Raw genomic sequence first — 24606 nt, forward strand, 5'->3', positions numbered from 1 at the left:
CCTTGTCGTGGCCGTAAGGCAGCAGATCGTCGCTGGAGATGCCCAGCTTGGCACCGATTTCCTGGATCGGTTTCTTGTTCGCCTCGCGGGCGATTTCGATGTCGGATTTGTAGCTCATTGGGCAGGGTCCCTGATTGAATGCCGTGCGAAACCGACGCAGAGCGTCAGCGCTGTGCAATCCATACCGTTGTGTACAAACGCAATGGATATGGATTCCGACATATTCATGCCGCGAAACGGCGTGGCGTCAATTACAGGTTGGCATCGCGTGGCAATGATCGTTTCCCATCGGAAAACCTGTATCTTAAGGTGCCCAGGCGCGCTGATCGGGAACGAACAGCTTCATTTGATCGCCCAGCTTCAATTCTCCGGGCCGCTCGAACCATGCGGTCACACCGCGCCGCCCCTTTGCCGCCGGTTTGAAGGCGGCACCGTGGCCGGGCAGGTCAGCCTCGACCTCGCGGCCGGGGATCACGCAGGGGCGGTTTTCCATATCCACCGTGATTGTCACCCCATCCGGCCCCTGCAGGCGCGAGGAGGGCGGGATATGGGTGAAATCGGGGATGCCGCGCAACAGGATGCTGACCCCCAGATAGGACGGGTCGAGGCTTTCCAGACCCATCTCAGCCGCTGTCGCCTGCATCTCTTCCTCGGACAGCACCGACAATTGCCGCACATTGCGGATTTCGGTGCCCTGCGGGTAGATGTTCTGCATCCGCACGCAGGACGCCCGATTGACGCCTTCATGCCGCTCGCCCTGGTTACCCGAGAAATCCAGCGACAAGCCATCGACCGCCTCGGCCCGGATGGACTTGCCCGCAGGGACATGGCCCAGCCACACGACTTCGCCCGTAAATTCCGTTTCGCGCAAGACCGGCATGATTGTCCCTTTTCTCTGACCGTTTCAGGCGGCCACTAGAATTCAGACAGGACGAAAAGAAAAGACCCGGGACAGTGCCCGGGTCTGGTTCGCTTAAGCCGTCGGTTCCGGCTCCATCCCGCCTTCGGGCGGGGATTTCTTGACCTTGGTCTTGGGAATGGCGGTGACGCTGGGCGCGCTGCCCTCATCGGGGCTGTCGCCTTCGTCATCACCCTCGGTCGGCGATTCGCCATTCATGACGCGCTTGATCTCGTCACCGGTCAGGGTTTCGTATTCCAGCAGCCCCTGCGCCAGACGTTCCCATTCCTCGTTTTTCTCGGTCAGGATCTGGTGCGCACGTTCATATCCCTGCTGGATCAGGCGCTTGACCTCTTCCTCGATCAGTTCCTTGGTATGGGCCGAGACCGAGAAGCCGGCGGTGTTACCGGAATAGCCTTCATGCGCCTCGGCATAGTCGATATTGCCGACCTTGTCCGACATGCCCCACCGCATCACCATCGCGCGCGACAACTGGCTGGCCTGCATGATGTCACCGGCGGGGCCGTTCGAGACATGATCCTCACCGTATTTGATAACCTCGGCGGCTTTACCGGCCATGGTCATCGCCAGTTTCTGTTCACACTCGTCGCGGTGATAGTTCAACTGATCCATCTCGGGCAGGCTGACCACCATGCCCAACGCACCGCCGCGCGGGATGATCGTGGCCTTGTAGACCGGATCGCACAGCGGCAGCGTCATGCCGACAACGGCATGGCCAGCCTCGTGATAGGCGGTCTTTTCCTTCTGGTCCTGGGTCAGCACCATCGAGCGGCGCTCGGCCCCCATCATCACCTTGTCTTTCGCGTTCTCAAAGTCTTCCATGGTGACAAAGCGACGGCCCACGCGGGCGGCCATCAGCGCAGCCTCGTTCACGAGGTTCGCCAGATCGGCACCCGAGAAACCCGGCGTCCCGCGCGCGATGATGCGCAAATCGACGTCGGGGCCCAAGGGCGTCTTGCGCGCGTGCACGCCAAGGATTTTCTCGCGCCCTTTGATGTCTGGGTTGCCAACGGTCACGTTCCGGTCGAAACGGCCCGGACGCAGCAGCGCGGGGTCCAGCACGTCCTTACGGTTGGTGGCGGCCAGAATGATCACGCCTTCATTGGCCTCGAACCCGTCCATCTCGACCAGCAACTGGTTGAGGGTCTGTTCGCGCTCATCGTTCCCGCCGCCGTAACCGGCACCACGATGACGGCCCACAGCGTCAATCTCGTCAATGAACACGATACAGGGCGCGTTCTTCTTGGCCTGTTCGAACATGTCGCGCACACGGGATGCACCGACACCCACGAACATCTCAACGAAATCCGAGCCCGAAATGGTGAAGAACGGCACACCCGCCTCACCCGCAATCGCGCGCGCCAGCAACGTCTTACCGGTACCCGGAGGGCCAACCAGCAGCGCGCCCTTCGGAATCTTGCCGCCGAGCCGCGAAAATTTCTGCGGGTTGCGCAAGAATTCCACGATCTCTTCCAGCTCTTCCTTGGCCTCGTCGATGCCCGCAACGTCGTCAAAGGTCACGCGGCCATGTTTTTCGGTCAGCATCTTGGCCTTGGACTTGCCAAAGCCCATCGCCCCGCCTTTGCCGCCGCCCTGCATCCGGTTCATGAAATAGACCCAGACACCGATCAGCAGCAGGAAGGGCAAGAGCGTGATCAGGAACGACTGAAAACCCGACTGCTGCTGTTTCTCAGCCCGTACGGGGATGTTTTCGTCGATCAGCAGTTTCGTGACCTCGGCATCGCCCGGCTTGATGGTGACATAGGTGCCGCCGCCTTGGGTGGTGTAGCGAATCTGCTCACCATCGAGGGTCACATTCTTGACCTCACCGCCCTGCACGGCGCTGACAAAGTCGGAATAGGTTCTTTCATTGCTCTGAAGCGTTCCGCCCGGTCCGCTGAACAGATTGAACAGTGCAAGGATCAGCAGAAACAGAACGACCCAGAAGGCGATGTTACGAGCGTTGCCCAAGGAAAATCTCCCAAAAGATTTCGGCAGATGGGGACCTGCCGGGTTGCTACTTAAAATAGAGATGATTGTGGCAGGTTCAATGCGATAAAAACGAAGCGTGGAACTCGGGCCACTCAGGCGCCGGATCGGCACGCCATCCGTTTGCAAACCCGGCCAATGGTGCCGACAGCAGCGTGTCCCCCTGCCAAAGCGCCGGGGTGGATTGCAGCGCAAGGCGCGGCCACCCTGTTGCGCGCCAATCCGGCAGCATCGGCAGCCCCTTTTCGCCAAGCGCGCGGACCTCGGCCCCCACGGTTTCCGGGCCGGTCAGCACCCACCGTCCGTCCCACCGCTGACCGATGGCGGCCCTAACCCCGTCGACGGCCTTGAACTCCCTGCAAATCCGCGTTTTTTCCGCCTGCGGAACCAAAAGGCAGCCCCCAATGGCCCCCGCCTGCCCGCTCTCCAGCGCGTGTATCGCCTGATCGACGGCAGTCTGCCGGGGCGGGTATCCCGGACCTGCGATCCACCCAATGCAGCCCAGCATAAACCGGCGGCGAATCTCGGCAGGCAGGGCCGCAAACCCGGCGCGGTCCAACAACACGTCCCCGGCATCGACCAAGGCCACATTGCGGGCGGATTCCTGCGTAAAGATGGCCAAAGCCTCACGGGCTTGTGCTAAATTTTCAGCAACCCGAGACAGGGTTTCCGCTGAAATTCCCAGCGGTTTCAATCCGTCCAACGCCTGCCGCGCCTTGATACGGTCAAACCGGCTGTCGTGATTCGAGGGGTCCTCGACCCAACTGACCCCGATTTCGGCTAGGTAATCCCGCAATTGCCGGCGTGTGATGCCCAGCATCGGGCGCAGCATCGCGATCCCGCCCCGGTGATGCGAGGGCGGCATGGCCGACAGCCCTGTCACGCCCGCAGCGCGGCCCAGCCGCATCAGAACCGTTTCGGCCTGATCATCGGCGGTATGGCCCAGTGCAATCGCGCTGATCCCGTTGTCGCGCGCCCAGTCCGTCAGCAACGCATACCGCGCCTGCCGCGCCTGATCCTGCAGGTTTCCGGCCCCGTCCCACCCCTGCCAGCGTAGGGTTTCATGCGGAATGCCCAGACGCGCGGCCTGTGCGGCGACGGTTTCGGCTTCCTGCACGGAGGCGGCGCGCAGACCGTGATCGACGGAGGCTGCGAAAATCTTTACCTCTTCGCTTTGCGCAATCTCGTGCAGCAGGTGCATCAATGCGACGGAATCGCCTCCGCCCGAGACCGCAACGCCCAGACGTTTCGGCAGCCGGTTGGGCAGCCGCGCGCGCAGTTCGGATCGTAAGCTGGCGGCCTGCTCGCTCAAGTACATCCCAGCGACGTCATTTCCTGACTGGCCTGAGATACGGTGGCCGAAGCGGGGAAGCGCACACCGACCTCGCCCAAGGTGATGCAGGCCTGATCCGTCTGCCCCAACCGGCCCAGCGCGGCCCCAAGCTCAAACAGGGCTTCGGGCGCAAAAGCGCCTTCGGAATCGCCGGTGAAACTGGCAAGGAATGCGCGCGCGGCCTCGCGAGTGTCGCCCAGCCCTTCCAGCGCCTGCCCGCGTTTCAGATGCGCCTCGGGCGCAAGCGGGCTGCCGGGATAGGACGTGTCGAACTGCGCGAACAAAGCCGCGGCGTTCTGGAAATCGCCATCCGCCAAAGCCTGAGAGGCGGTGTCGAAATCGGCGCGTTCGCCTACGGCCAACTCACCCTGATCCGCAGTTGCCGGTTCGGTTGGGTTCGGAAGAACGGCGGTCGCCGTCTGTCCGTCACCACCCAGAGTGGAGGTTTCGCCCAGCGACGACAAATCGCCGCCTTCCAGTTCAACCAGACGGAATTCCAGATCACCAATCCGATTGGTCCCATCGGTGACGATGTTCTGCACCCGCTGGTTCAACTGCTCGGTCTGGCTGGTCAGCCGTTGCAATTCGGCTTCAATCGCATCAACCCGCTCCAGTATCGAACTGCCGGACAGGTCAGGCGCGGGAGAGCCGGTGGTCGAAAACTCGCGCTTCAGGCGCTGGATTTCCACATGCAGCACCGTCAGTTCCTGCCGGATATCCGCCAGAGTCTGCTGATCCTGCGCCTTTGCCACGCCAGCGGTCGCGACCACCGCTGCCAGAACCCATCCAACAAGTTTCATCGTCTTACCCCAAGGTTGAACCGGTCAGCACCGTCACCGCACGGCGGTTCTTGGAATAACATTCCTCGGTGCTGCAAATCTCGATCGGGCGTTCCTTGCCATAGCTGACGGTGGTCAGACGGTTGCCCGCAACCCCGCGCGAGATCAGGAATTCCTTGGCCGCATTGGCCCGCTTTGCACCAAGCCCAAGGTTGTATTCCCGCGTCCCCTGCTCATCTGCGTGACCTTCAATGGTCGCCACATAATCCGGGTTCGCCAGCAGCCAGTCCGCCTGACCCTGCAGAACCGTCTGTGCCTGCGGCGTCAGGGTCGACTGATCCACCGCGAACAACACCCTGTCCCCAACGGTTTGCTGGAAATACGCAGGCGAGCGCGGATCACTGGGCGAGCCCGGCAGGATCGAGCCACTGCCGCCTGCGCCCCCGCCGCCCAATGCCGAAGGATCGTTGCTGGTACAGGCAGCCATCGCGCCCAGCGCGCCCACTGCAAGAATTTTGCCCAATACGTTCATCTCAAGTGCCTCGTGTTTTGTTTTATTGCCGCCTGTCTACCACAGAGGCGGTTTCTTGTGAACTTTGCCGCGCCTAGGCGGCGATCAATTCTGCAGCGGCCCCCAGGACGGATCGCTGCCGCCATCTGGCGTGCGCACAGGCCGCAGGTTCCGGCCCGAGATATCCACCGAATAGAGCGTCGCCCGACCGCTTGCGCCCTGCGTTTCGCGGGTGAACATGATGACACGCCCGTTCGGTGACCATGTCGGGCCTTCGTCCAGGAAGGACGAGGTCAACAGGCGTTCTTCGCTGCCATCGGTGCGCATTACGCCGATATGGAACCGGCCCTTGTTCTGCTTGGTGAACGCAACCAGATCGCCCCGCGGCGACCAGACCGGCGTGCCATAGCGGCCCTGCCCAAAGCTGATCCGGGTCGCCTCACCCCCGGTTGAGGGCATGATATACAGTTGCGGCGTACCGGACCGGTCGCTTTCGAACACGATCTGGCTGCCATCGGGCGAATAGCTGGGTGCGGTTTCAATCGCGGGCGTGTTTGTCAGCCGCGTGCTTTGCCCCGAGGCCAGATCCATCTTCCAAAGGTCGGTGTTGCCGCCCTGGATCAGCGAATAGACAATCGACCGGCCATCCGGCGAGAAGCGGGGCGAGAAGCTCATCGTACCGCCAGGGGTGTTCAGCACCTGCGGTTTTACGCGGTCAATGTCCAGCACATAGATGCGCGGGCTGCCGGATTCGTAGCTGGTATACAGCAGCCGGTCGCCGGCGGGCGAAAAGCGCGGCGCAAGCACGATGGCGGCGCTGTCAGTCAGGTACTGCACATTCGCGCCGTCATAATCCATGATCGCCAGCCGCTTGAGCCGCTGATCCTTCGGCCCGCTTTCCGAGACAAAGGCAACGCGGCTGTCGAAATAGCCACCCTCACCCGTCACCCTGCTGTAGACCTGATCCGCCACCTTATGCGCCATGCGCCGCCAGCCCTCGGTCGTGCCTGCAAATTGCAGACCATTGCCCAGTTCCTGACCCGAGAACACATCCCACACCCGGAACCGCACCGTAAGCCGGTTGCCCGAGACGTTGACGGCCCCCGTCACCAAAGCCTCGGCATTGATGGCCTTCCAGTCGGCAAACTGCACCGGCGCGTCGAAACTGCTGACCCGGCTGATGAACGCATCCGAGGAGATTTCGCGGAACAGCCCCGTCCCGGTCAGGTCTGACGCCACCACACGCGAAATATCCGTGGCATATTGCGTTGCCGCCGGACCGTCGGGCACGAAATCTGGCACCGCGAATGGCAAGGGTTCGATGATCCCCTGGTCCAGTTCCAATCGCAGCGGCCCGCTTTGCGCGTATACCGGAGCCGCCATCAGGGTCAGGCCAACAAAGAGGCCGGTCAGAAGTTTCATCATTTGATCCGCATCCTCTCGGGATTGAATGTAATCTCAATATCCTGCCACTGCGCATATTTGTCAGCAGGCAGATCGTATCCTTTCGCGCCACAGCGCAGGATTGCGCGGCGGGCGGCCTCATAGGCTTGTTTTGCGGCACCGGCAGAACCACCAGAGCTGTCGATCATACGCAGGCTGCCCCCAACGACCTTACCGTCGGGTGTTAGGGAAAACCCGACAACCACCACAACGTTCAGCGCATCCGTGGACAGCGACCCTACGTTCCAGCACTGCGAAACCGCCAGACGCATCGCGTCCTTTTCCCCGCTGGTCAGCGGCGGGCCCGAGGGCGCGCTGCTGTCGCCCAACGCCTCGGCCAGCGCATCGTTGATGGCGGCCTCGTCGGCTTGCGGTGTGGCCTCTGGCTCGGGCGCTTCAGCCACCACGGGTTCGGGCGGCGGGGTCGGCCGGTTTGGCCGAACGCGGGGACGGGGCGAGGTCAGCGGCGATTGCTCCTCGGTTTCCTCAGCCTCGGTCACAATCTCTGGCTGAGCCTCTTCCCGCGCGGTTTGATCCTGCTGTTCCTGCTGGGTCTCCGCCCCTTCGTCCAGTGAAACCGGCGGCGTTTCCACCTCATCCGGCTTGGCCTCGGGCGGCGGGGGCGCAACCGGCTCGGGTGCGACCCGGTCCGAGGGGCTTGGCTGCGCCTCGGGTCCGGGCGGGACCGGCAGCGCGGCAATCTCGGGCTTTGGTTCGGTCAGAACCGGAGGTTCCTCAGGCAACTCCGGTTCAGGCGGGGCCTCAACCGTTTCCGGCACGGTTTCAGGCTCTGGCTCGGGCGGGGTCACGGGCTCGGGCTGCGGCTCGACCTCCTGCGATTGCTCAGGCGCACCGGCTTCGGCTTCCGGTTCCGGCGGCTGTTGCAAAGCCGATGGCGTCACCGGCACCTCGGGCGCATCGCGCTGCGCGGTCATCGCGGCGAATTGCTCAGCCGAGATCACGGACACATCCTGCACGGCCATCGGCAGCGGTTCGGACCGGAACGCGCCGCCAAACAGCGCCCAGCCAATCAGGCCGACATGCGCAATCGCCGAAATCCTGGTGCCGGTATCCACCGCGCCACCTCACCTTTACCCATCATCCAGCGTTGGCCCGCCGGTATCCGTCACAAGACCCACATTGGAAAACCCGCCCGCATTCAGCGCACCCATGACCTGCATGACCTGCGCGTAGGGGATGGCCCCATCCGCACGCAGGAACACACGATCACTGCTGCGCTCGGCCGCGATGGCGCGCAGCTTGCCAATCAATTCTTCGCGCAGAACATCGGTGGTCTGGATTTGCACCCGGCCATCGGCTGTCAGAGTCACTGTCAGCGGTTCTTCGCTATCCCCCGGCAGCGCACTGGCTGCCGTCTTCGGCAGGTCCACCGGCACGCCTACCGTCAGCAACGGCGCGGCCACCATGAAGATGATCAGCAGCACCAGCATCACGTCCACAAACGGCGTCACGTTGATCTCGGACATCGGCTGCGCGCGGCCACGCCGCCGCCCGCGCCTGCGCCCTTTCCCGGCCGAGGGTTGCTGAACCGCCGCGCCCATCGTCAGCTGTCCAACTGGCGCGACAGGATGGTGGCGAACTCATCGGCAAACGCCTCATACCCGCCAACGATACGGTCGCTATCCGCGCTGAGCTTGTTGTAGAAGATCACCGCCGGGATCGCCGCCAGCAGACCCAGACCGGTGGCCAGCAGCGCCTCGGCAATACCCGGAGCGACAACGGCGAGGTTGGTGTTTTGCTGCTCGGCAATCTCGATAAAGGCGTTCATGATGCCCCAGACGGTGCCGAACAGCCCAATGAACGGGGCGGTCGAGCCAACGGTTGCCAAAACCGGCAGCCCCTTTTGCAAAGTCTCGGATTCCTTCGCGATGGCCACATCCATCGACCGGTCGATCCGCGCAGTCGCCCCCGCGATCAGCCCCCCATCATTGCGATGGGACCTGCGCCATTCGATCATCCCGGCGGCAAAAATCTTCTCGGAACTGCCATCGGGCCGGGTTCCGATCTGCTCGAACAACTCGTCCAAAGGGTTGCCTGACCAGAAGCTTTCATCAAACACCTGCGCCTCGCGCCGCGCGGCCCGGTAGTTGATGAGTTTCTGAATGATAATCGCCCAGGACCAAAAGGATGCAGCGACCAGCATCAGCATTACCAGTTTGACGATAAATGTCGCACGGGCGTACAGCCCCCACAGAGAGAAATCGATCTCCTGCGCCAGAACCAGCGTTTCAGCTTCCATGAACCTGCTCTTTGTTTTGCCTGACAGCCATTCGTTTGGCCTTGTTTTGCCAAACGCTAACGCAGTTGGGGGCGAAAAGCCAACAGAACCACCCCGGCCCCGCAAATTGTTACATCAATGCGCGAATCTCTGCCGGAAGCCGGATTGGCTTGCCTGCGCTGTTGATGCAGACGGCGGTGACGGTGGCGCGGAAAATCTCGGTCTCGCCGCGCCGGACAAGCTGCGCCATCGTCAGGCGCACGCCCGAGACATCGACCACTTTGGTGTCGACTATCAACTCGTCGTCAAACTTCGCAGGCGACAGGTAATCGGCCTCGAGCCGCCGCACGACCCAAACGATGCCCTCGTCCCGCATCGCATTCTGATCATTGCCCAGTTTCCGCACCCAGTCCGACCGCGCCCGTTCGATATAGCGCAGATAATTCGCGTGATAGACGACACCGCCCATGTCGGTATCCTCGTAATACACACGGACCGGAAAGCTATGCTTCATTGCGGCAACTCCAGCCGGGCAAACATGCGCAACGCATGGGACGGGTCACGCGCCGCGTCAGGCAACACCGGATCATAGGCGGCCCGGATCAACGCCGCAATCTCGGGGCGCAGGATCGTCGCCTCACCCGCAATCGCCAGCGGAGATTTGCTGCGAAAGGCAGCATCAGACCACAGCAGGATGGTCTGCACCACCTGACTGAGCGCAAGGGTTTCCGCCGGAACCTTGGACAACTCCCCGTCCATGCAAAGGAATACAAAGGCTGCGCGGATCGCGCCGTCTTCTTCGAACCGGAAGATGCGATACTGATTGGCATCCGCCGCCACAAGCCGTTCGACCAGCGGGGCCAGATCGGGGATCAGCCGATCCAGATCGGGCACCTCAAGCAGTTCCTGCCAGTCGCGAAAGAAGAAGACCATGCAGTTGGCGCCCAGTTCCGGGTCGGTCTCGGCCATCTTGTGACCGGCCAGCGTCACCACCGCCTCAAACGCGCCTTTGACCGTGGCCAGCGTCTCGTCTTCGACGCCAAACACAATCGGCGCGATGGGCCGCCCCCAGCGCGCAAACAGAAACTCACCGCTTTCGCGGGTAAACAGCGCCTCGATCTGGTCCGGAGTCACGCCCGCCCCTTCATCTTTTCAAAAATACTCTCGCCGAAGGCTTAAAATCTAAAGCGCGCGGTATCAACCAAACAGATCGCTCTGCCCTTTGGGCGCGGCCATCCCCAGATGCACCCACGCCTTCTGCGCCAGCATCCGCCCCCGTGGCGTGCGCTGGATCAGACCCTGCTGCAACAGATAGGGCTCAATCACTTCTTCCAGCGAATCCCGGCTTTCCGACAAGGCTGCCGAAAGCGTCTCGATCCCCACAGGTCCACCAGCATAATTCTCGGCGATCAGCTTCAGATACCGCCGGTCCGCCCCGTCCAGCCCCAGATTGTCCACGCCCAGCCGGGTCAAAGCCCCGTCCGCCAGATCGCGGGTGATCCGCCCGTCGCCTTCGACAATGGCAAAATCCACCACCCGCCGCAGCAAACGCCCTGCGATCCGGGGTGTGCCGCGCGACCGCCGTGCGATCTCGCGCGCGCCCTCGGTGTCAGCGGGCGCGCCAAGTTTCCGCGCATTGCGGGTGACGATCTCGTGCAGTTCATCGACCATGTAGAACTGCAACCGGGTCGGAATGCCAAACCGATCGCGCAAAGGCGTGGTCAGCAACCCCATCCGGGTCGTCGCCCCGACCAGCGTAAAGGGCTGCAACTCGATCCGCACCGTGCGCGCCGCCGGGCCTTCGCCGATCACCAGATCCAGTTCGAAATCCTCCATCGCCGGATACAGCACCTCTTCGACCGCAGGGTTCAGGCGATGGATTTCGTCAATGAACAGCACATCGCGCGATTCCAGATTGGTCAGGATCGCCGCCAGATCACCCGCTTTGGCCAGCACCGGCCCCGAGGTCATGCGGAAGTTCACCCCCAACTCGCGCGCCATGATCTGCGCCAGCGTCGTCTTCCCCAACCCCGGAGGGCCGTGGAACAGCGTATGGTCCATCGCCTCTCCCCGCTGGCGGGCAGACTGGATGAAGATGCGCAGATTGGCCCGCGCCTCGGCCTGACCGATGAATTCGTCCAACCCCTGCGGGCGCAGGGCGCGGTCATTGTCTTCGGGCATGGGCTCGGGGCGCAGGGTGGGGTCAGCGTCTACCATTTATCTACCCTTTCGGCGCCAGCAGCTTGAGCGCCGCCCGGATCAACTCCGCCTCGCCCGCATCCGGCAGGCTCGCTGCCGCCTCGGCCACGGCCGAGGCTGCCTCGGACGGGCCATATCCCAGATTGCCCAGCGCCGACAAAGCACCAGCCGAAGCCGCCGCAGTGCCCGAGGCCGGTTGGGCCATGCGCCTCGGCGCAGGTGCGGGCGCGGCCTCGACAACCTCCAGCGCCGGTCCGTCCGTCGCTTCGGTCACGGTGCCGCCCATCGCCATCACGCCGGGGGCCTTGTCTTTCAGGTCCAGCACGATCCGCTGCGCCGTCTTGGGGCCGACGCCCTTGGCCGCTTTGACCGCCGCCCAATCCCCCAGCGCAATCGCACGGCTGACCCCATCCGGACCCAGCGCGGACAGGATCGCCAGCGATACCTTGGCCCCCACCCCCTGAACCGAGCAGAGCAGACGGTGCCACTCCTTCTCGACCAGCGACAGAAAGCCGTAAAGCTGCATCAGGTCCTCGCGCACCACCATGTCGGTGTAGATCGAGACACCCTCACCCACCCCCGGCAGGGCCGCCATGGTCCGGTCCGAGCAATAGACGATGTAGCCGACCCCGCGCACATCGATCAGCACGTGATCCGCGGCGCGATAGTCCAGCCGTCCGGTGAGTTTGCCGATCATGCGCGCACCTCTTTCATCCGCGCCTGCGGGGCGGTCCCGTAGTAGGAATGACAGATCGCAATCGCCAGCGCATCCGCCGCGTCCGCGCCCTTGGGCCGGCATCCCGGCAGTTGCAGCTTGACCATGTGCAGAACCTGCTCTTTCTCGGCATGGCCCACGCCCACGACCGTTTTCTTGACCCGGTTGGGCGCATACTCACCCACCGGCAGCCCGGCTTGCGCCAGCGTCAACAAGGCGACGCCCCGCGCCTGACCCAGTTTCAGCGTTCCCGCCCCGTCCTTGTTCACAAAGGTCTGCTCGATCGCCGCCTGATCCGGCTGATGGTCGGCAATCACTTCGACGATCTGATTGTGCAGCGACAACAGCCGTTCGCCCAGATCATCGCCATCCGACTTGCACAGACCATTGGCGATATGGCTCAGGCGGCTGCCATTCGATTCGATGACGCCCCATCCCAGGGTTCTCAGCCCCGGATCAATGCCCAGAATTCGCATGTTTTGCCTCGGCCTGCTCGGGTTATGTGCTCTTTTTCCAACGCCTAGCACGAAGCGTGAACATTTTCCAAGCGAATTGACCGAAAGGCGGAAAACGACAGGCCTGTTCCGGCCGCGACAGAAAGGCCGGATTGCGACCTGGAATGGTCTGAATTCGACCTGTTCATGAGCGCGAATTCACCAATTATTTAAGGGGATTACAGGTTCGTGAAGCGTTGCAAAAAATGCATAGGACACATGCAAAAACTGATCTTGCGCAGGAAAAATGACAGCACTAGATGCCGGAAAGATCGCAAGATTGAACGTGAACACAAACCAGAAGGAAACAGGATATGGCTGCACTGGACACCAACCGCTTTGCTACCACTGGCTCGTTCGGCCTCGTTGGCCGTATCGGCGCATATTTCGCATCGGCCGTGGCCGCCATTGTGGAATGGAACGACGCCCGCGTCACCCGCAACGCGCTGGGCGGTCTGAGCGACCGCGAACTGGGCGATATCGGCCTGTGCCGTGGCGACATCGACACCCTCGCCGAAGGCCGTCGGTAAGACGTATTACCTAACTTTGCCCCTTCCTCCCTGAGGGGCGAAACAGAAAACACCGCGCGCCCGGATGGCACGCGGTGTTTTTCGTTTGGATCAGCAAGAACTCAGTACAGGACTTTGTTCAACTGGACCGAGAGAAACTGTGACAGCGGGTCGATCTGCATGACCCATGCCCCCGCCTGTTCGACCGAGGTGCCTTCTTTCAGGGCGTCGACCCTGTATTCATATCCTGTTGGACCAAGGCTGGACAGCAGGAAGGTCTTGAAGGCGAAAAATCCCAAAAGGCTGAAAAGCAGCACCCTGCCCGGAACGCCCGAGCGCACACGCTGTGGCTTCATCACCACCAGCCCATCCTTGCGCATGGTCGCGCGATAGCCGTGGCTTAGTTTCTGATGCTTTTTGTTCAGGCGATGAACGCGCTGATTAAACTCCAGTTGCTTTCCAGTCATGGCAGCCTCCAACAAACCGCCCCCCTCGACTTAGTCAAAAGAGGCTAGATAGAGATTGCGACAAAAGCGTGGCGAAAATCCATAAAACTCCAGCAAATGGCCTAATTTAAGCCCTGTTTCGTTAAGATTAGCGTCGTCCATTCACCAATCTCATCTCTGCTGGCCAGATTGAAGCCGTTTTGGGAATAAACCTGCACCACATCATTGGCCTGTTCATTGAGGATTCCGGACAGAATCGCATGCCCTCCGTCCCGCAGATTCGCTGCGATTTCCGGTGACAGGGCGACCAGCGGGCCCTTGAGAATATTGGCAAAAATCAGATCGTAAGGGGCTGCGGATTGCAGGTCCGGGTGATCGAATCCAGCCGCCTCGACGCAGCGGACGGCGCCGGACATGCCGTTTGCTGTCAGGTTGGCCTCGGCCACGTCAACGGCGACCTGATCGATGTCGCTGGCCAGAATCTCGCCATCCCAGACACGCGCGGCGGCCATCGCCAGAACAGCGGTGCCGCAGCCGATATCGGCGATTTTTTTTGCCGTGAACCCTTCGTCCAGCAGCCGGTCCAGCGCCTTGAGGCAGCCCAAAGTGGTCCCGTGGTGCCCGGTGCCAAAGGCCATCGCGGCCTCGATCAGCAGGGGGATTCGCCCCTCGGGCAGCTTGTCGGCGTCGTGGCTGCCGTAGACGAAAAAGCGCCCTGCTTCGACCGGGGCGAGTTCGCGGCGCACATGGGCGACCCAGTCGGTTTCGGGCAGTTCCGACACGACAAAGGGCTTGGCCTCGAACGCGGCGGCCAGAACGGCTAGCGCGGTTTCATCAGGGGCTTCGGTGAAATAGCCGCCCACTTCCCACAGGCCCGATCCATCCTCGACCTCGAACACGCCAACGCCGGTTGGTTCCGGGTCCAGACGCTCCATCGCTTCGCCCAGACCTTCGGCGGCGGTCTTGCCGGTCAGGGTGGTCAGCGCGGTGAATGTGGGCATGGGGGCCTCCTGTCAAAGCTGCCCCAGCGCCTAGGGCGGCGGGGCGGCAAGGTCAAGCGTTTGCGCTTATTCCGCAGGGGCCGGAGCGTATTTGGTCAGGATGGTCTCATTACCGGGCTCGGGGTGGCGCGGGATCAGCAGCGACAACGCCAGCGAGATCAGAGCCATCGCAGCCGCCATGCCAAACACGGCCCCCGGCGATACCACCCAAAGCAGGCCAAGAAGCGCGGGCAGGAACACGGCGGCAATGTGATTGATGGTAAAGGCCACGGCGGCGGTGGGCGCAATATCCGCCGGGTCGGCGATTTTCTGGAAATAGGTTTTCAACGCCAGCGCCAGCGCGAACAGCACATGGTCGATCACATAGAGGGTCGCCGCCAGCACCACCCCCCAGCCGAACCAGTAGATGCCGCCATAGGCCGCAAAGACGATGGCCAGCCCGGTGTATTCAAAGATCAGGGTGCGGCGCTCGCCAAACTTCGCCACCGCCTTGCCCAGCAACGGGGCCGCAAGCATGTTGATCACCAGATTGATCAGGTAAAGGCTGGTCAGTTCATGCACTTCAAAGCCGAATTTCTCGACCATCATGAAGCCCGCAAACACGATGAATATCTGCCGCCGCGCGCCTGCCATGAACTGCAGTGCATAATACAGCCAATAGCGTTTGCGCAGGACCAGTTTCTTGGTCTGCGGCGTGGGCGCATCGAATTGCGGATAGGCCAGCAGGCAGAACAGCGCCAGCAGGGCCGTGACACCTCCGGTCGCCATGAAAACCGTGTTGTAGGACAGATCGAACCGGTCCCATGTCAACACGATCAGGCCATAAACCACCGCCGTCGCGGCCGAGCCCATGGCCACCAGCCAACCCAGCACCTGCGGCGCGCGGTCTTTCGGCAGCCATTGCAGTTGCAGCGACTGGTTCACGGTCTCGTAATAGTGAAACCCGATCGAGCTGAAGAGCGTGACGAACAGCAACCCGCCCAGGCTGGGGAACCAGGCGGTCACAGCCGTGGCCACACCCAGCATCATCAGCGAGATCATCGCCAGCACCTGCTCGCGGATGAAAATGATCACCGCGATCACACCAACCGCCAGAAACCCCGGAATCTCGCGCACCGTATGCAACAGGCCGATATCCGCGCCGTCAAAGTTCGCCACCTCGATGACGAAGTTGTTCAGCAGCGCGCTCCACCCGTTGAACGCAATCGGCATGGTCAGCGCCATCACGAACAAGAGCGTGACGGGGCGGCGCCAGAACGGAAGGCTCTGCGCCTCGGACAGGGGCATAGGTTTCAGCATGAGAGTCCTCTACGCCTATTTTTGCGGTTTGGCGAGAGGGAAGCGCGGGGCGCACAGCGGGTCTGCGTTGGTGCAGAGATCAGTAAAAGCTCTGCGGGTCGATATCGACGGTCAGCCGAATGTCGCCTTTCAGCCGCAACGGCGCGATCCAGCGGGCAATGGCATCCTGTATCGGCGCGCCTTTGGGGGCCTTGACCAACAGCCGCACGCGGTGCCTGCCCCGGATGCGGGCGATGGGTGCGGGCGCGGGGCCAAAGACCTGCGCATCGATCTGCCGCAGCGGCGCATCGTTCCGCGCCATGGCGTTGCCGATGTCGAAAACCGGGCCGACCTCTGGCCCCGACAGGACAATCCCGGCCATCCGGCCATAGGGCGGCACCCCGGCGGCCTGACGCCCGGCGGCTTCGGCTTTCCAGAACCCTTCTTCGTCACCGGACAGAATCGCCCGGATCACCGGATGTTCCGGTTGAAAGGTCTGCAGCAACGCCTGCCCCGGTTTGTCCGCCCGACCGGCACGCCCCGCAACCTGCCGCATCAGTTGGAACGTCCGCTCCGCCGCACGCAGGTCTGCGCCATGCAGGCTGAGATCGGCGTCGATCACGCCCACCAAGGTCAGCTTGGGAAAGTTATGCCCCTTGGCGACAAGCTGCGTACCGATGACAATATCGGCGTCCCCTTCGGCAATCTCCTCGATCTTGGCCTTCAGCGCCCTTGCCGAGCCAAACAGATCGGAGCTGAGCATCGCGATTTTCGCCTCAGGGAAGGTCGCCTCGGCCTCTTCCGCCAGCCGTTCGATCCCAGGCCCGACCGGGGCCAGCTTGCCCTCGACCCCGCAGGACGGACAGGCCTCGGGCATCGGCTTGGTCTCGCCGCATTGGTGGCACATCAGGCGTTTGAGAAACCGGTGCTCCACCATCCGCGCGTCGCAATGGTCACAAGCGATCTGTTCCCCACAGGCCCGGCACAGCGTCACCGGCGCATAGCCGCGGCGGTTGATGAACAGCAACGATTGCTCGCCCCTATCGATCCGCTGCCGTACCGCCTGCCGCAGCGAGGGCGAAATCCACGTCCCCGGCTGCATCTGCTCGGCCCGCATGTCGATGGGCTTCATCTCGGGCAGCACCGCCGCGCCGAACCGCGCGGTCAGGTCCAGCCGTTCATACTTCCCCGCCTCGGCATTCGCCCAGCTTTCCAGCGAGGGTGTCGCGCTGGCCAGAATCACCCGTGCCCCACAGATCGAGGACCGCAACACCGCCATGTCCCGCGCACTGTAATGCACCCCGTCTTCCTGCTTGTAGGAGGTGTCGTGTTCTTCATCGACCACCACCAGCCCCAGATCGCGGAACGGCAGGAACAGGGCCGACCGGGCACCCACCACCAGCTGCGCATCCCCCTGCCCGACCATCCGCCAGACCCGGCGGCGTTCGGTTATGGTGGCGCCCGAGTGCCATTCGGCAGGCCGCGCGCCAAACCGCGCCTCCACCCGTGTCAGAAACTCAGCCGTAAGCGCAATCTCAGGCAACAGCACCAGCGCCTGCCGCCCCATGCGCAGGGTTTCGGCAACAGCTTCCAGATAGACCTCGGTCTTGCCCGAACCCGTCACGCCCTGCAGCAGCGTTGTTCCATAGTCGCCGGTCCGCTGCCCCGCCTGCAATCGCGCCACCGCCTCCGCCTGATCCTCGGTCAGGTCCTTTCCCGGCAGGTCGGGGTCCAGATGCGGATAGGGCAGATCGCGTGGGCTGTCTTCCTCGCGCACCGCGCCTTGTTTGACCAAGCCTTTGACAACGGACGATGTCACCCCCGCCTGCTCGGCCAGTTCTTTCAGCGTAAAGGCCAGCCCGCCATAGTCGCGCAACACTTCCAGCACACGGGTCCGCGCATCGGTCATCCGATCCGGCTGAGCATCGCCCAACCGATACACCTTGCGCATCGAGGGTGGATCGCCCAATCCCGGCGCGCGCGTCGCCAGACGCAGCATCGCGGGCATTGGCGTCAGCGTGTAATCCGCCACCTTGCCCAGAAACAAACGCATCTCTTCCCGCATCGGCGCGACCTCAAGCACCCGGATCACCGACCGCGCCTTGCTCAGGTCAAAACCGCCCTGCCCCGGCCCCCAGACCACACCCAGAACCTTGCGCGGGCCAAGCGGCACCTCGACAAACGCGCCCAGAAAACACCCGCCGTCGGGCGCATTGTAATCCAGCGTCCGGTCCAGTGGCTGCGTGGTCAGCACTGCAACCAGCTCTCCTTGGTCGAAAAATCTGTTAGCGCTCACTGCATATCCTTGGCAGGGGGTTTCAGCATCGGTCTTATTGGGGTAAAGCCATCCGCAAACAAGGCCAACCCATCAAAGGACTGCCCTCATGAAATTCTTCGTAGACACCGCCGAGATCGACGCCATCGCCGAACTGAACGATCTGGGCATGGTGGACGGCGTCACCACCAACCCTTCGCTGATCCTGAAATCAGGCCGCGACATTCTGGAAGTCACCAAAGAGATCTGTGATCTGGTCGATGGCCCCGTCTCGGCCGAAGTTGTCGCCACCGAGGCCGACGCCATGATCGCCGAGGGCCGCAAGCTGGCCAAGATCGCGCCGAACATCGCGGTCAAAGTGCCGCTGACATGGGCCGGTCTGAAAACCTGCAAAACGCTGACCGACGAAGGCCAGATGGTCAACGTCACGCTCTGCTTCTCAACCAATCAGGCGATTCTGGCGGCCAAGGCGGGGGCAACCTTCATCTCGCCCTTCATTGGCCGTCTGGACGATATCAACCTCGACGGCATGGACCTGATCGCCGATATCCGTCAGGTCTACGACAATTACGGGTTCGAGACCGAAATTCTGGCGGCGTCGATCCGCACCGTGAACCACGTGACCGAAAGCGCACGTATTGGGGCTGATGTGATCACCGCACCTCCGGGTGTGATCAAGAAGCTGGCCGATCACCCGCTGACCGACAAGGGCCTTGAAACCTTCCTGGCCGACTGGGCCAAAACCGGTCAGAAAATCCTCTGATCCATTGCGCTGCCGCGCGGTGCCGTCAGGCACCGCGCCTGGCCCAACGGCCAAAGCTGATCTTCGATCAGCATGTGGCCAGCGGGAGCCCCCGACACATCCCGCCTTAAATCGCGCAAAACGTGCATTTTTCCCGAGTCAAACCCGGCAGGCTATGTTATAAGCCCCTCAATCAAAAAAGACCGGGCAGGACATGAGCAGCAACCCAAAACTCGAGGATAACCTCCGCGCGGCGATTCTGGCCGAGCCGGACGCCTTGCTGGACGACAAGGACCTGATGCAGGCGCTGGTCTCGGCAAATGAACAGGCCCGCGGCGACAACGTGATCGACCTGCGCGGCATCGCCATGCAGCGGCTTGAAGAACGGCTGGACCGGCTTGAGGATACGCATCGCTCGGTCATCGCCGCCGCCTACGAGAATCTGGCAGGCACCAATCAGGTGCACCGCGCCATCCTGCGCCTGCTGGAACCGGTCGAGTTCGAAGATTTCCTGCGCACGCTTGGCACCGAAGTCGCCGAAATCCTCCGGGTCGACAAGATCACCCTGGTTCTGGAAACCACCGCCATTCAGGACGACCCCGCCATCGACAAGCTGGGCGGGGTTCTGACCATTGTTGAGCCCGGTTTCATCGAAAACTACCTGACCTATGACCGCAGCGGCCCTGCGCGCGAGGTGACCTTGCGTGAAATCCTGCAGCCCAACCGGCGGATTTTTGGCGCGCAAGGCGACATTTTGCGGTCCGAGGCCTGCCTGAAGCTTGATCTGGGCACAGGCCGCCTGCCGGGCATGATTGTCATGGGGGCCAGGGACCCGCGGCATTTTACGCCGCAACTCGGAACCGATCTTCTGACCTTCTTTGCCGGCGTGTTCGAACGCTCGATGCGCCACTGGCTGTCGTGAGCCTGATCTCCCCAGCCTGCCGCGATGCGCTGCAGCATTGGCTGGACAGTCTGGGGGCGCTGGCCGGACGGTCCAAAAATACACAGACCGCCTATCGCGGCGATGTGGCCGAGTTTCTGTCCTTCATGACCCTGCACCACGCCGAGCGTCAGGGGTTGGCCGCGCTCGAACGTATTTCGATCGCGGATATGCGTGCCTGGATGGCGGATCAGCGGGGCTCGGGCGTCGGCGCGCGGTCGCTTGCGCGCAAGCTTTCCGCCGTCAAAAGCTTCTATCGCTGGCTGGCCGAGCGGGAAGGCTTTGAACCAACCGCCGTCCTGTCCATCCGCGCGCCCAAGTTTACCAAGAAGCTTCCCCGCCCGCTGGCCGAAGACGCCGCCCGCGCCATGATCGATACTGTCGAACTGCAATCCGGTTCGGACTGGGTCGCCGCCCGGGATGTGGCCGTTGTCACCCTGCTTTATGGCTGCGGGCTGCGGATTTCCGAGGCGCTGTCGCTGACCGGTTCCGACGCGCCTTTGCCGGCGACCTTGCGCATTGTCGGGAAAGGCAACAAGGAACGTGTGGTTCCCGTCCTTCCCGCAGCGCGCGAGGCGGTGGATCGCTACACCCGCCTCTGCCCGCACCCGCAGGCACCGGAGGCCGCCCTGTTTCGCGGCGTTCGGGGTGGTCCGCTGAACCCCAGCGCCATTCAGGGCGTCATGGCCAAGGCGCGCATGCAACTGGGGCTGCCCGCAACCGCAACACCCCACGCCATGCGCCACAGCTTCGCCACCCACCTGCTGTCTGCCGGCGGCGACCTTCGGGCGATTCAGGAACTGCTGGGCCATGCCTCGCTGTCGACAACTCAGGCCTATACCGCCGTCGATACCGCACGGCTGATGGAAGTTTACAACCGCGCCCATCCCAAAGCGTGACGCTTCCCCGCAGATCAGCCGCAATTGACGGGCTTTTGGTTTGCATCTCAGCCTTGCTTCGTACATGACACGTCCATGACACTTAGATTCAAAGCCTTAGCCGTTCATCTTTTCACCGCCACCGGAGCCGTTTTCGCCATGCTGGCCATGCTGGCCGCCGTCGAGGCAAAGTGGAGCCTGATGTATCTGTGGCTGGTGGTGTCCTTCATCGTCGATGGGATCGATGGACCGCTGGCTCGGCACTATCACGTCAAACACAACGCGCCCGAGTTTGACGGCGTGCTGCTGGATCTGATCATCGACTACCTGACCTATGTGTTCATTCCCGCCTTTGCCCTGTTCAAATCCGGGCTGATGGACGGCTGGACCGGGTGGTTTGCGATCATCGTCATCACATTTGCCAGTGCGATGTATTTTGCCGACACCAGGATGAAGACCAAGGACAATTCCTTTTCCGGCTTCCCCGGCTGCTGGAACATGTTTGTCATCGTGATCTTCGCGCTGGAGCCGAATTTCTGGCTGATCCTGCTGATGGTCTCGCTGCTGTCGCTGGCGATGTTCCTGCCGCTGAAATTCGTCCATCCCGTCCGCACCGAACGCTGGCGCGGCCTGACGCTGCCGATGGCCTTTGCCTGGACCTTCTTCGCCGGCTGGGCCGCCTGGGTCGATTTCCACCCCGAAAGCTGGGCCCATTGGGGGCTGGTCATCACCAGCCTGTATCTGGTTTTTGCCGGGATCGCGCAGCAGATTATCCCGCAGCGCGGCTAACGCAGCCCTGCGGGGGGCAGGTTACAGGACTTCCTGCACCTCGAACTCGGTCCCGTTATGGGTGAACAGATCGCCCTCTTGCAGGCCGACCATGGCCAGATAGATCGGGCTTTGGGTTGAGATGCCCATATAGGTCTTGCCGTCCACATCGAACCGCGTGGTGGACACGCAAACCACAAAACGCCGGTTGTTGAACTTGATCACTGCGCCCGGCTGCACCGTGTCGGTCAGGCCGAAATCGGTGTTTTCGATCACATCGATCTTGGCATGATGGGCATGGACCGGAGCATCAAAGGCCGCAGCCAGATCCGCATTCTCGCGCGAGGCGGCGATATCATCCTTGTCATGCCCTTCACGGTCGTCCAGTTGGGCGTCTTTCAAAAACGCATCGTAATGCGCCTGAGCAGTCGCCAGTTCCTGCTCTTCCAGCGACATCAGATGGTCGATGATGGCCTTCTTCCGGGCGGTGCGGTCTGCTTCGGTAGTCATTCAATCCGGTCCTTCAAATTCACCATGAGACATACGTTGTGCCCGAGTTCCAAGGATTGCAACAGATTTCCGACACTCAGATCAACAGCCCCGCCGCCTGTTCGTGACGCAGCAGGGCCACCTTGGTCTCGACCCCGCCATCGCCGGAAAACCCGCCAAGACCATTGGCCGCCAGGACCCGATGGCAGGGAATGATCACCGGGATGGGATTGGCACCGCAGGCCTGCCCCACCGGCTGCGCTGGCTGGCCCAGTTCTTTCGCTATGTCGCCATAGGTGCGGGTTTCTCCCAGCGGGATGGCGAACATCAAGTCGCAGACCTGTTTCTGAAAATCCGAGCCGTTCACGTGATACGGCAGATCGAACCGCTCCAATTGCCCGGCATCATAGGCGCGCATCTGGGCTGCGGCCTCGTGCAGCAAAGGGGTAGCTTCGCCCTGATCCCTGCCGTTCCAGACAAGCCGCGTGATCGCTCCACCGGTTTCCTCGATGCCCAACCGCCCGAACTGCGTATCCACTGCAATCATAGCCATAAGCCCGAGGGTTTCAGATCACCCTGCCAAGCGCAAGCTTGGAAAGCTACTGTTAGGTGCTTGATGGCCTGTATGCTAATCTCCTCACATTGATTAAAAAATTCGGAGGCTGGAATGGGGCGACACTTGATCCTCACCGTTCACGGGATTGGTGAGCAAAAGCCCGGTGAGACCGTCGATCAGGTGGCGGGCGCGGCCACGACCTGGCTGGACGGGCACCCTCAGCCGCCGGTCGAGATCGACCGCCAGATGATCGAACTGGCCGAGACCCCCTTTGACGGCCGCAGCCGGAATGCAAACCTGTACAAGGTGCATCTGCGCAAAGTGACAAAGCCGCAGGACAGCACCGATCAGGCCCTGTTTGCCGAGGTTTTCTGGGCAGACCGGTCCCCCAAACCCAAGGGTGCCATCAAAACGCTGGTCGACCTGATCTGGGTGGTGCTGGCACTGGGGTATCTGGCGATGGACAATGTCGAACAGACCCATGCGCGCAAAGGGGTCGATCCGTCGGATGCGAACGGCAGGAATACATTCGCCGCCCAGATCGTACATCTTTTTACCTGGATTTTCTTTGGCGCGGTTGCACCGATGAACGCCTTTTTGCTGATTGGTGCCGCAGCAGTGATGATCGAACTGTTGCCCGTTGCTTTTGCCCAAACGCCAGCCGCATTGTTCGGTCTTTTGCTGCTGATCTATCTGGGCGCGGGGTGGGTCGGGCTGAAGCGCCAGAAAACTGCACCGACCTATCTCAGGCGCGTGTTCTGGCGCGGCGCGGTCCCGATGGGCGCGGTTCTGGCGCTGGCGCTTGTGACCGGGCCGCTTGGCGCAGGGATCTGGGGCCAAATGTGCGACCCCACAAATCTGGAAATCACATGCGCCACCGGGCTGGAGCAGTTCGTCGTGTTTCAGATTCTGGTGCTTGCTGCGTTCTGGACCGCGCTGATTTTCATCACGATTGCACTGTATCTGGTCTCGCTCACCACGCTGCAGGTCGAACCGGCGTTGCCGGGGCACAGGCGGCTGTATCCCAGCATCTGCGCGGGCATGCTGGTCTTCTGGATGTTCTTCATCGCCGGTCTCTGGCTGACATTCGAGCAACTGGTCAAAAGCGTACCCAGCCTGTCCAGCCAAACGCTGATCAAGCTGTTCGACAACAACCTGCGCGGCTCTCTCGACACGCTGGGGGTGGCCTTTGGGGCGGTTGTTCTGCTGGTTGTCGTCGGCATCGGCCTGTTCGTGGGGCGCAAACTGGGCAAAGAGAAGCTGTACGAAAAACACAGCTTCCTGAGCCGCGCGATTGTCAACAGGCTGGCGCAGGGCGTGTTTCTGGTCGCGGCGGTGGTGCTGGGTTTGGTCGCCCTGCGCGAACTGACCCTGCAGGTTCTGGGCCTTGATCTTCACTGCGACATCGCCTCGGGTTCAGAGTCGTCCAGGCCGGACTGCAGCTTGACCGGCAAGGCGCTGAACCGGCTGGCGGACGCGCAGGGCATCATCGGCATCGCCGTGTTGGGGGCGACGGCGATGCTGTATCGGTTTTCGGACTTCGTGGCGGCGGGGCTGGGCGTTGCGCGCGATATCGTCACCTACGCGATCCGCGACAAATGTGCGCTGCGCTGGGATCTGGCCGCTAGACGCCGGAACTATCCGGCGCGCAGGCTGATTGATGAGCGGTTCTACAGAACGCTCTATTACGCGCTGGACATCTTTCCGGCGGATCAGATCACGGTGATCTCGCATTCGCAAGGAACGGTGATTGCCACCCAGATGCTGGCCGACAAGCGGGTCCAGCGCCGCATCAAAGGCCGCCCGGTGACGCTGATCACCATGGGCGCACCGGTGACGCACATCTATCAGCGCTATTTCCCCGAGATGTTCACAGTCGACCCCGCAAACCTGAAAGCCGCCTGGTTCAACATCTTCCGCGAGGATGATTTTGTCGGCACCAGGATCGAGGGCGACCTGATCCGCAAAAAGCGCAACATCCCCGTCCCGCCCGGCGGGCATACGGGGTATTTCACCGATCACGAGGTTTGGCGCGTGCTGACGGGGGATGAGATCGGGTTCGACCTGTTTGATCCCAAAACGCATCAAGTACCGAAATAGCCC

Annotated in this window: 27 protein-coding genes; 6 read left to right on the forward strand and 21 right to left on the reverse strand. The window is 62.1% G+C overall.

Annotated elements, in window-relative coordinates; translation table 11 throughout:
• The 15 genes from ACR0EZ_RS16840 to ruvC all read right to left on the reverse strand — a co-directional run.
• Nucleotides 1–118: formate--tetrahydrofolate ligase (locus ACR0EZ_RS16840; RefSeq protein ID WP_480615515.1), on the reverse strand; the 118-nt coding region annotated here is incomplete at its 3' end.
• A 186-nt stretch (nucleotides 119–304) separates the two neighbouring features.
• The gene (locus ACR0EZ_RS16845) at nucleotides 305–880 is read right to left on the reverse strand and encodes an MOSC domain-containing protein (RefSeq protein WP_480615247.1); all 576 of its coding nucleotides are present in this window, start codon (nucleotides 878–880) and stop codon (nucleotides 305–307) included.
• Nucleotides 881–973: 93 nt separating this feature from the next.
• Complete coding sequence (ftsH, locus tag ACR0EZ_RS16850) at nucleotides 974–2890, reverse strand: ATP-dependent zinc metalloprotease FtsH (protein ID WP_480615249.1); 1917 nt, start codon at nucleotides 2888–2890, stop codon at nucleotides 974–976.
• A 76-nt stretch (nucleotides 2891–2966) separates the two neighbouring features.
• A complete protein-coding gene (gene tilS, locus ACR0EZ_RS16855) occupies nucleotides 2967–4226 on the reverse strand; it encodes a tRNA lysidine(34) synthetase TilS (RefSeq protein ID WP_480615251.1) in 1260 nt (419 codons plus the stop codon).
• Nucleotides 4217–5041 (reverse strand): tol-pal system protein YbgF, encoded by an 825-nt coding sequence (gene ybgF, locus ACR0EZ_RS16860; protein ID WP_480615253.1) that lies wholly within the window; start codon nucleotides 5039–5041, stop codon nucleotides 4217–4219. The genes tilS and ybgF overlap by 10 nt, the downstream gene beginning before the upstream one ends.
• 4 nt (nucleotides 5042–5045) lie before the next feature.
• Nucleotides 5046–5552, reverse strand: coding sequence for a peptidoglycan-associated lipoprotein Pal (pal, locus tag ACR0EZ_RS16865; protein ID WP_480615255.1), 507 nt, complete (start codon nucleotides 5550–5552; stop codon nucleotides 5046–5048).
• Between the two features lie 84 nt (nucleotides 5553–5636).
• A complete protein-coding gene (gene tolB / locus ACR0EZ_RS16870) occupies nucleotides 5637–6956 on the reverse strand; it encodes a Tol-Pal system beta propeller repeat protein TolB (RefSeq protein WP_480615257.1) in 1320 nt (439 codons plus the stop codon).
• On the reverse strand, nucleotides 6953–8050 hold the full coding sequence (locus tag ACR0EZ_RS16875; RefSeq protein ID WP_480615259.1) for an energy transducer TonB: 1098 nt from the start codon (nucleotides 8048–8050) through the stop codon (nucleotides 6953–6955). The genes tolB and ACR0EZ_RS16875 overlap by 4 nt, the downstream gene beginning before the upstream one ends.
• 15 nt (nucleotides 8051–8065) lie before the next feature.
• Complete coding sequence (gene tolR / locus ACR0EZ_RS16880) at nucleotides 8066–8536, reverse strand: protein TolR (RefSeq protein ID WP_480615261.1); 471 nt, start codon at nucleotides 8534–8536, stop codon at nucleotides 8066–8068.
• Nucleotides 8537–8538: 2 nt separating this feature from the next.
• A complete protein-coding gene (gene tolQ / locus ACR0EZ_RS16885) occupies nucleotides 8539–9234 on the reverse strand; it encodes a protein TolQ (RefSeq protein ID WP_480615263.1) in 696 nt (231 codons plus the stop codon).
• A gap of 109 nt (nucleotides 9235–9343) precedes the next feature.
• Nucleotides 9344–9727 carry a tol-pal system-associated acyl-CoA thioesterase gene (gene ybgC, locus ACR0EZ_RS16890; RefSeq protein WP_480615265.1) on the reverse strand — a complete coding sequence of 128 codons (384 nt, stop codon included), beginning with the start codon at nucleotides 9725–9727 and terminating at the stop codon, nucleotides 9344–9346.
• Nucleotides 9724–10347: a hypothetical protein gene (locus ACR0EZ_RS16895; RefSeq protein WP_480615267.1), complete on the reverse strand. Its 624-nt coding sequence runs from the start codon at nucleotides 10345–10347 to the stop codon at nucleotides 9724–9726. The genes ybgC and ACR0EZ_RS16895 overlap by 4 nt, the downstream gene beginning before the upstream one ends.
• Nucleotides 10348–10410: 63 nt before the next feature.
• The gene (gene ruvB / locus ACR0EZ_RS16900; RefSeq protein WP_480615269.1) at nucleotides 10411–11430 is read right to left on the reverse strand and encodes a Holliday junction branch migration DNA helicase RuvB; all 1020 of its coding nucleotides are present in this window, start codon (nucleotides 11428–11430) and stop codon (nucleotides 10411–10413) included.
• 4 nt (nucleotides 11431–11434) lie between these two features.
• Entirely contained in the window at nucleotides 11435–12109 is a 675-nt protein-coding gene (ruvA, locus tag ACR0EZ_RS16905; protein WP_480615271.1) for a Holliday junction branch migration protein RuvA, read from the reverse strand.
• The gene (ruvC, locus tag ACR0EZ_RS16910; protein WP_480615273.1) at nucleotides 12106–12603 is read right to left on the reverse strand and encodes a crossover junction endodeoxyribonuclease RuvC; all 498 of its coding nucleotides are present in this window, start codon (nucleotides 12601–12603) and stop codon (nucleotides 12106–12108) included. The genes ruvA and ruvC overlap by 4 nt, the downstream gene beginning before the upstream one ends.
• A 332-nt stretch (nucleotides 12604–12935) precedes the next feature.
• Here ruvC and ACR0EZ_RS16915 point away from each other — a divergent pair, with 332 nt between their 5' ends.
• Complete coding sequence (locus ACR0EZ_RS16915; protein ID WP_480615276.1) at nucleotides 12936–13151, forward strand: DUF1127 domain-containing protein; 216 nt, start codon at nucleotides 12936–12938, stop codon at nucleotides 13149–13151.
• Between the two features lie 101 nt (nucleotides 13152–13252).
• Here the strand turns inward: ACR0EZ_RS16915 and ACR0EZ_RS16920 are convergent, their stop codons facing one another.
• The 4 genes from ACR0EZ_RS16920 to ACR0EZ_RS16935 form a co-directional block, all read right to left on the reverse strand.
• Nucleotides 13253–13597: a hypothetical protein gene (locus ACR0EZ_RS16920; protein ID WP_480615278.1), complete on the reverse strand. Its 345-nt coding sequence runs from the start codon at nucleotides 13595–13597 to the stop codon at nucleotides 13253–13255.
• 101 nt (nucleotides 13598–13698) lie between these two features.
• Nucleotides 13699–14577 carry a 50S ribosomal protein L11 methyltransferase gene (locus ACR0EZ_RS16925; RefSeq protein WP_480615280.1) on the reverse strand — a complete coding sequence of 293 codons (879 nt, stop codon included), beginning with the start codon at nucleotides 14575–14577 and terminating at the stop codon, nucleotides 13699–13701.
• 66 nt (nucleotides 14578–14643) lie between these two features.
• On the reverse strand, nucleotides 14644–15876 hold the full coding sequence (locus tag ACR0EZ_RS16930) for an MFS transporter (RefSeq protein ID WP_480615282.1): 1233 nt from the start codon (nucleotides 15874–15876) through the stop codon (nucleotides 14644–14646).
• A 79-nt stretch (nucleotides 15877–15955) separates the two neighbouring features.
• On the reverse strand, nucleotides 15956–18151 hold the full coding sequence (locus tag ACR0EZ_RS16935) for a primosomal protein N' (protein ID WP_480615283.1): 2196 nt from the start codon (nucleotides 18149–18151) through the stop codon (nucleotides 15956–15958).
• Between the two features lie 88 nt (nucleotides 18152–18239).
• On the opposite strand from ACR0EZ_RS16935, the gene fsa reads away from it, so the two are divergent.
• From fsa to ACR0EZ_RS16955, 4 genes are all read left to right on the forward strand, one after another.
• Entirely contained in the window at nucleotides 18240–18893 is a 654-nt protein-coding gene (fsa, locus tag ACR0EZ_RS16940) for a fructose-6-phosphate aldolase (protein ID WP_480615285.1), read from the forward strand.
• 193 nt (nucleotides 18894–19086) lie between these two features.
• A complete protein-coding gene (locus ACR0EZ_RS16945; RefSeq protein WP_480615287.1) occupies nucleotides 19087–19794 on the forward strand; it encodes a DUF484 family protein in 708 nt (235 codons plus the stop codon).
• Nucleotides 19791–20711, forward strand: coding sequence for a tyrosine recombinase XerC (locus tag ACR0EZ_RS16950; RefSeq protein ID WP_480615289.1), 921 nt, complete (start codon nucleotides 19791–19793; stop codon nucleotides 20709–20711). Before ACR0EZ_RS16945 ends, ACR0EZ_RS16950 begins: the two co-directional genes overlap by 4 nt.
• Before the next feature lie 75 nt (nucleotides 20712–20786).
• Nucleotides 20787–21479 carry a CDP-alcohol phosphatidyltransferase family protein gene (locus tag ACR0EZ_RS16955; protein ID WP_480615291.1) on the forward strand — a complete coding sequence of 231 codons (693 nt, stop codon included), beginning with the start codon at nucleotides 20787–20789 and terminating at the stop codon, nucleotides 21477–21479.
• A 21-nt stretch (nucleotides 21480–21500) separates the two neighbouring features.
• Here the strand turns inward: ACR0EZ_RS16955 and ACR0EZ_RS16960 are convergent, their stop codons facing one another.
• Complete coding sequence (locus ACR0EZ_RS16960) at nucleotides 21501–21968, reverse strand: hypothetical protein (protein WP_480615293.1); 468 nt, start codon at nucleotides 21966–21968, stop codon at nucleotides 21501–21503.
• A gap of 76 nt (nucleotides 21969–22044) precedes the next feature.
• Nucleotides 22045–22500 (reverse strand): methylated-DNA--[protein]-cysteine S-methyltransferase, encoded by a 456-nt coding sequence (locus ACR0EZ_RS16965; RefSeq protein ID WP_480615295.1) that lies wholly within the window; start codon nucleotides 22498–22500, stop codon nucleotides 22045–22047.
• A 114-nt stretch (nucleotides 22501–22614) separates the two neighbouring features.
• Between ACR0EZ_RS16965 and ACR0EZ_RS16970 the strand changes: the two genes are divergently transcribed.
• Nucleotides 22615–24603, forward strand: coding sequence for a hypothetical protein (locus ACR0EZ_RS16970; RefSeq protein ID WP_480615297.1), 1989 nt, complete (start codon nucleotides 22615–22617; stop codon nucleotides 24601–24603).
• Nucleotides 24604–24606: the final 3 nt, after the last annotated feature.

It is taken from the genome of Ruegeria sp. AK4, from assembly GCF_056541025.1.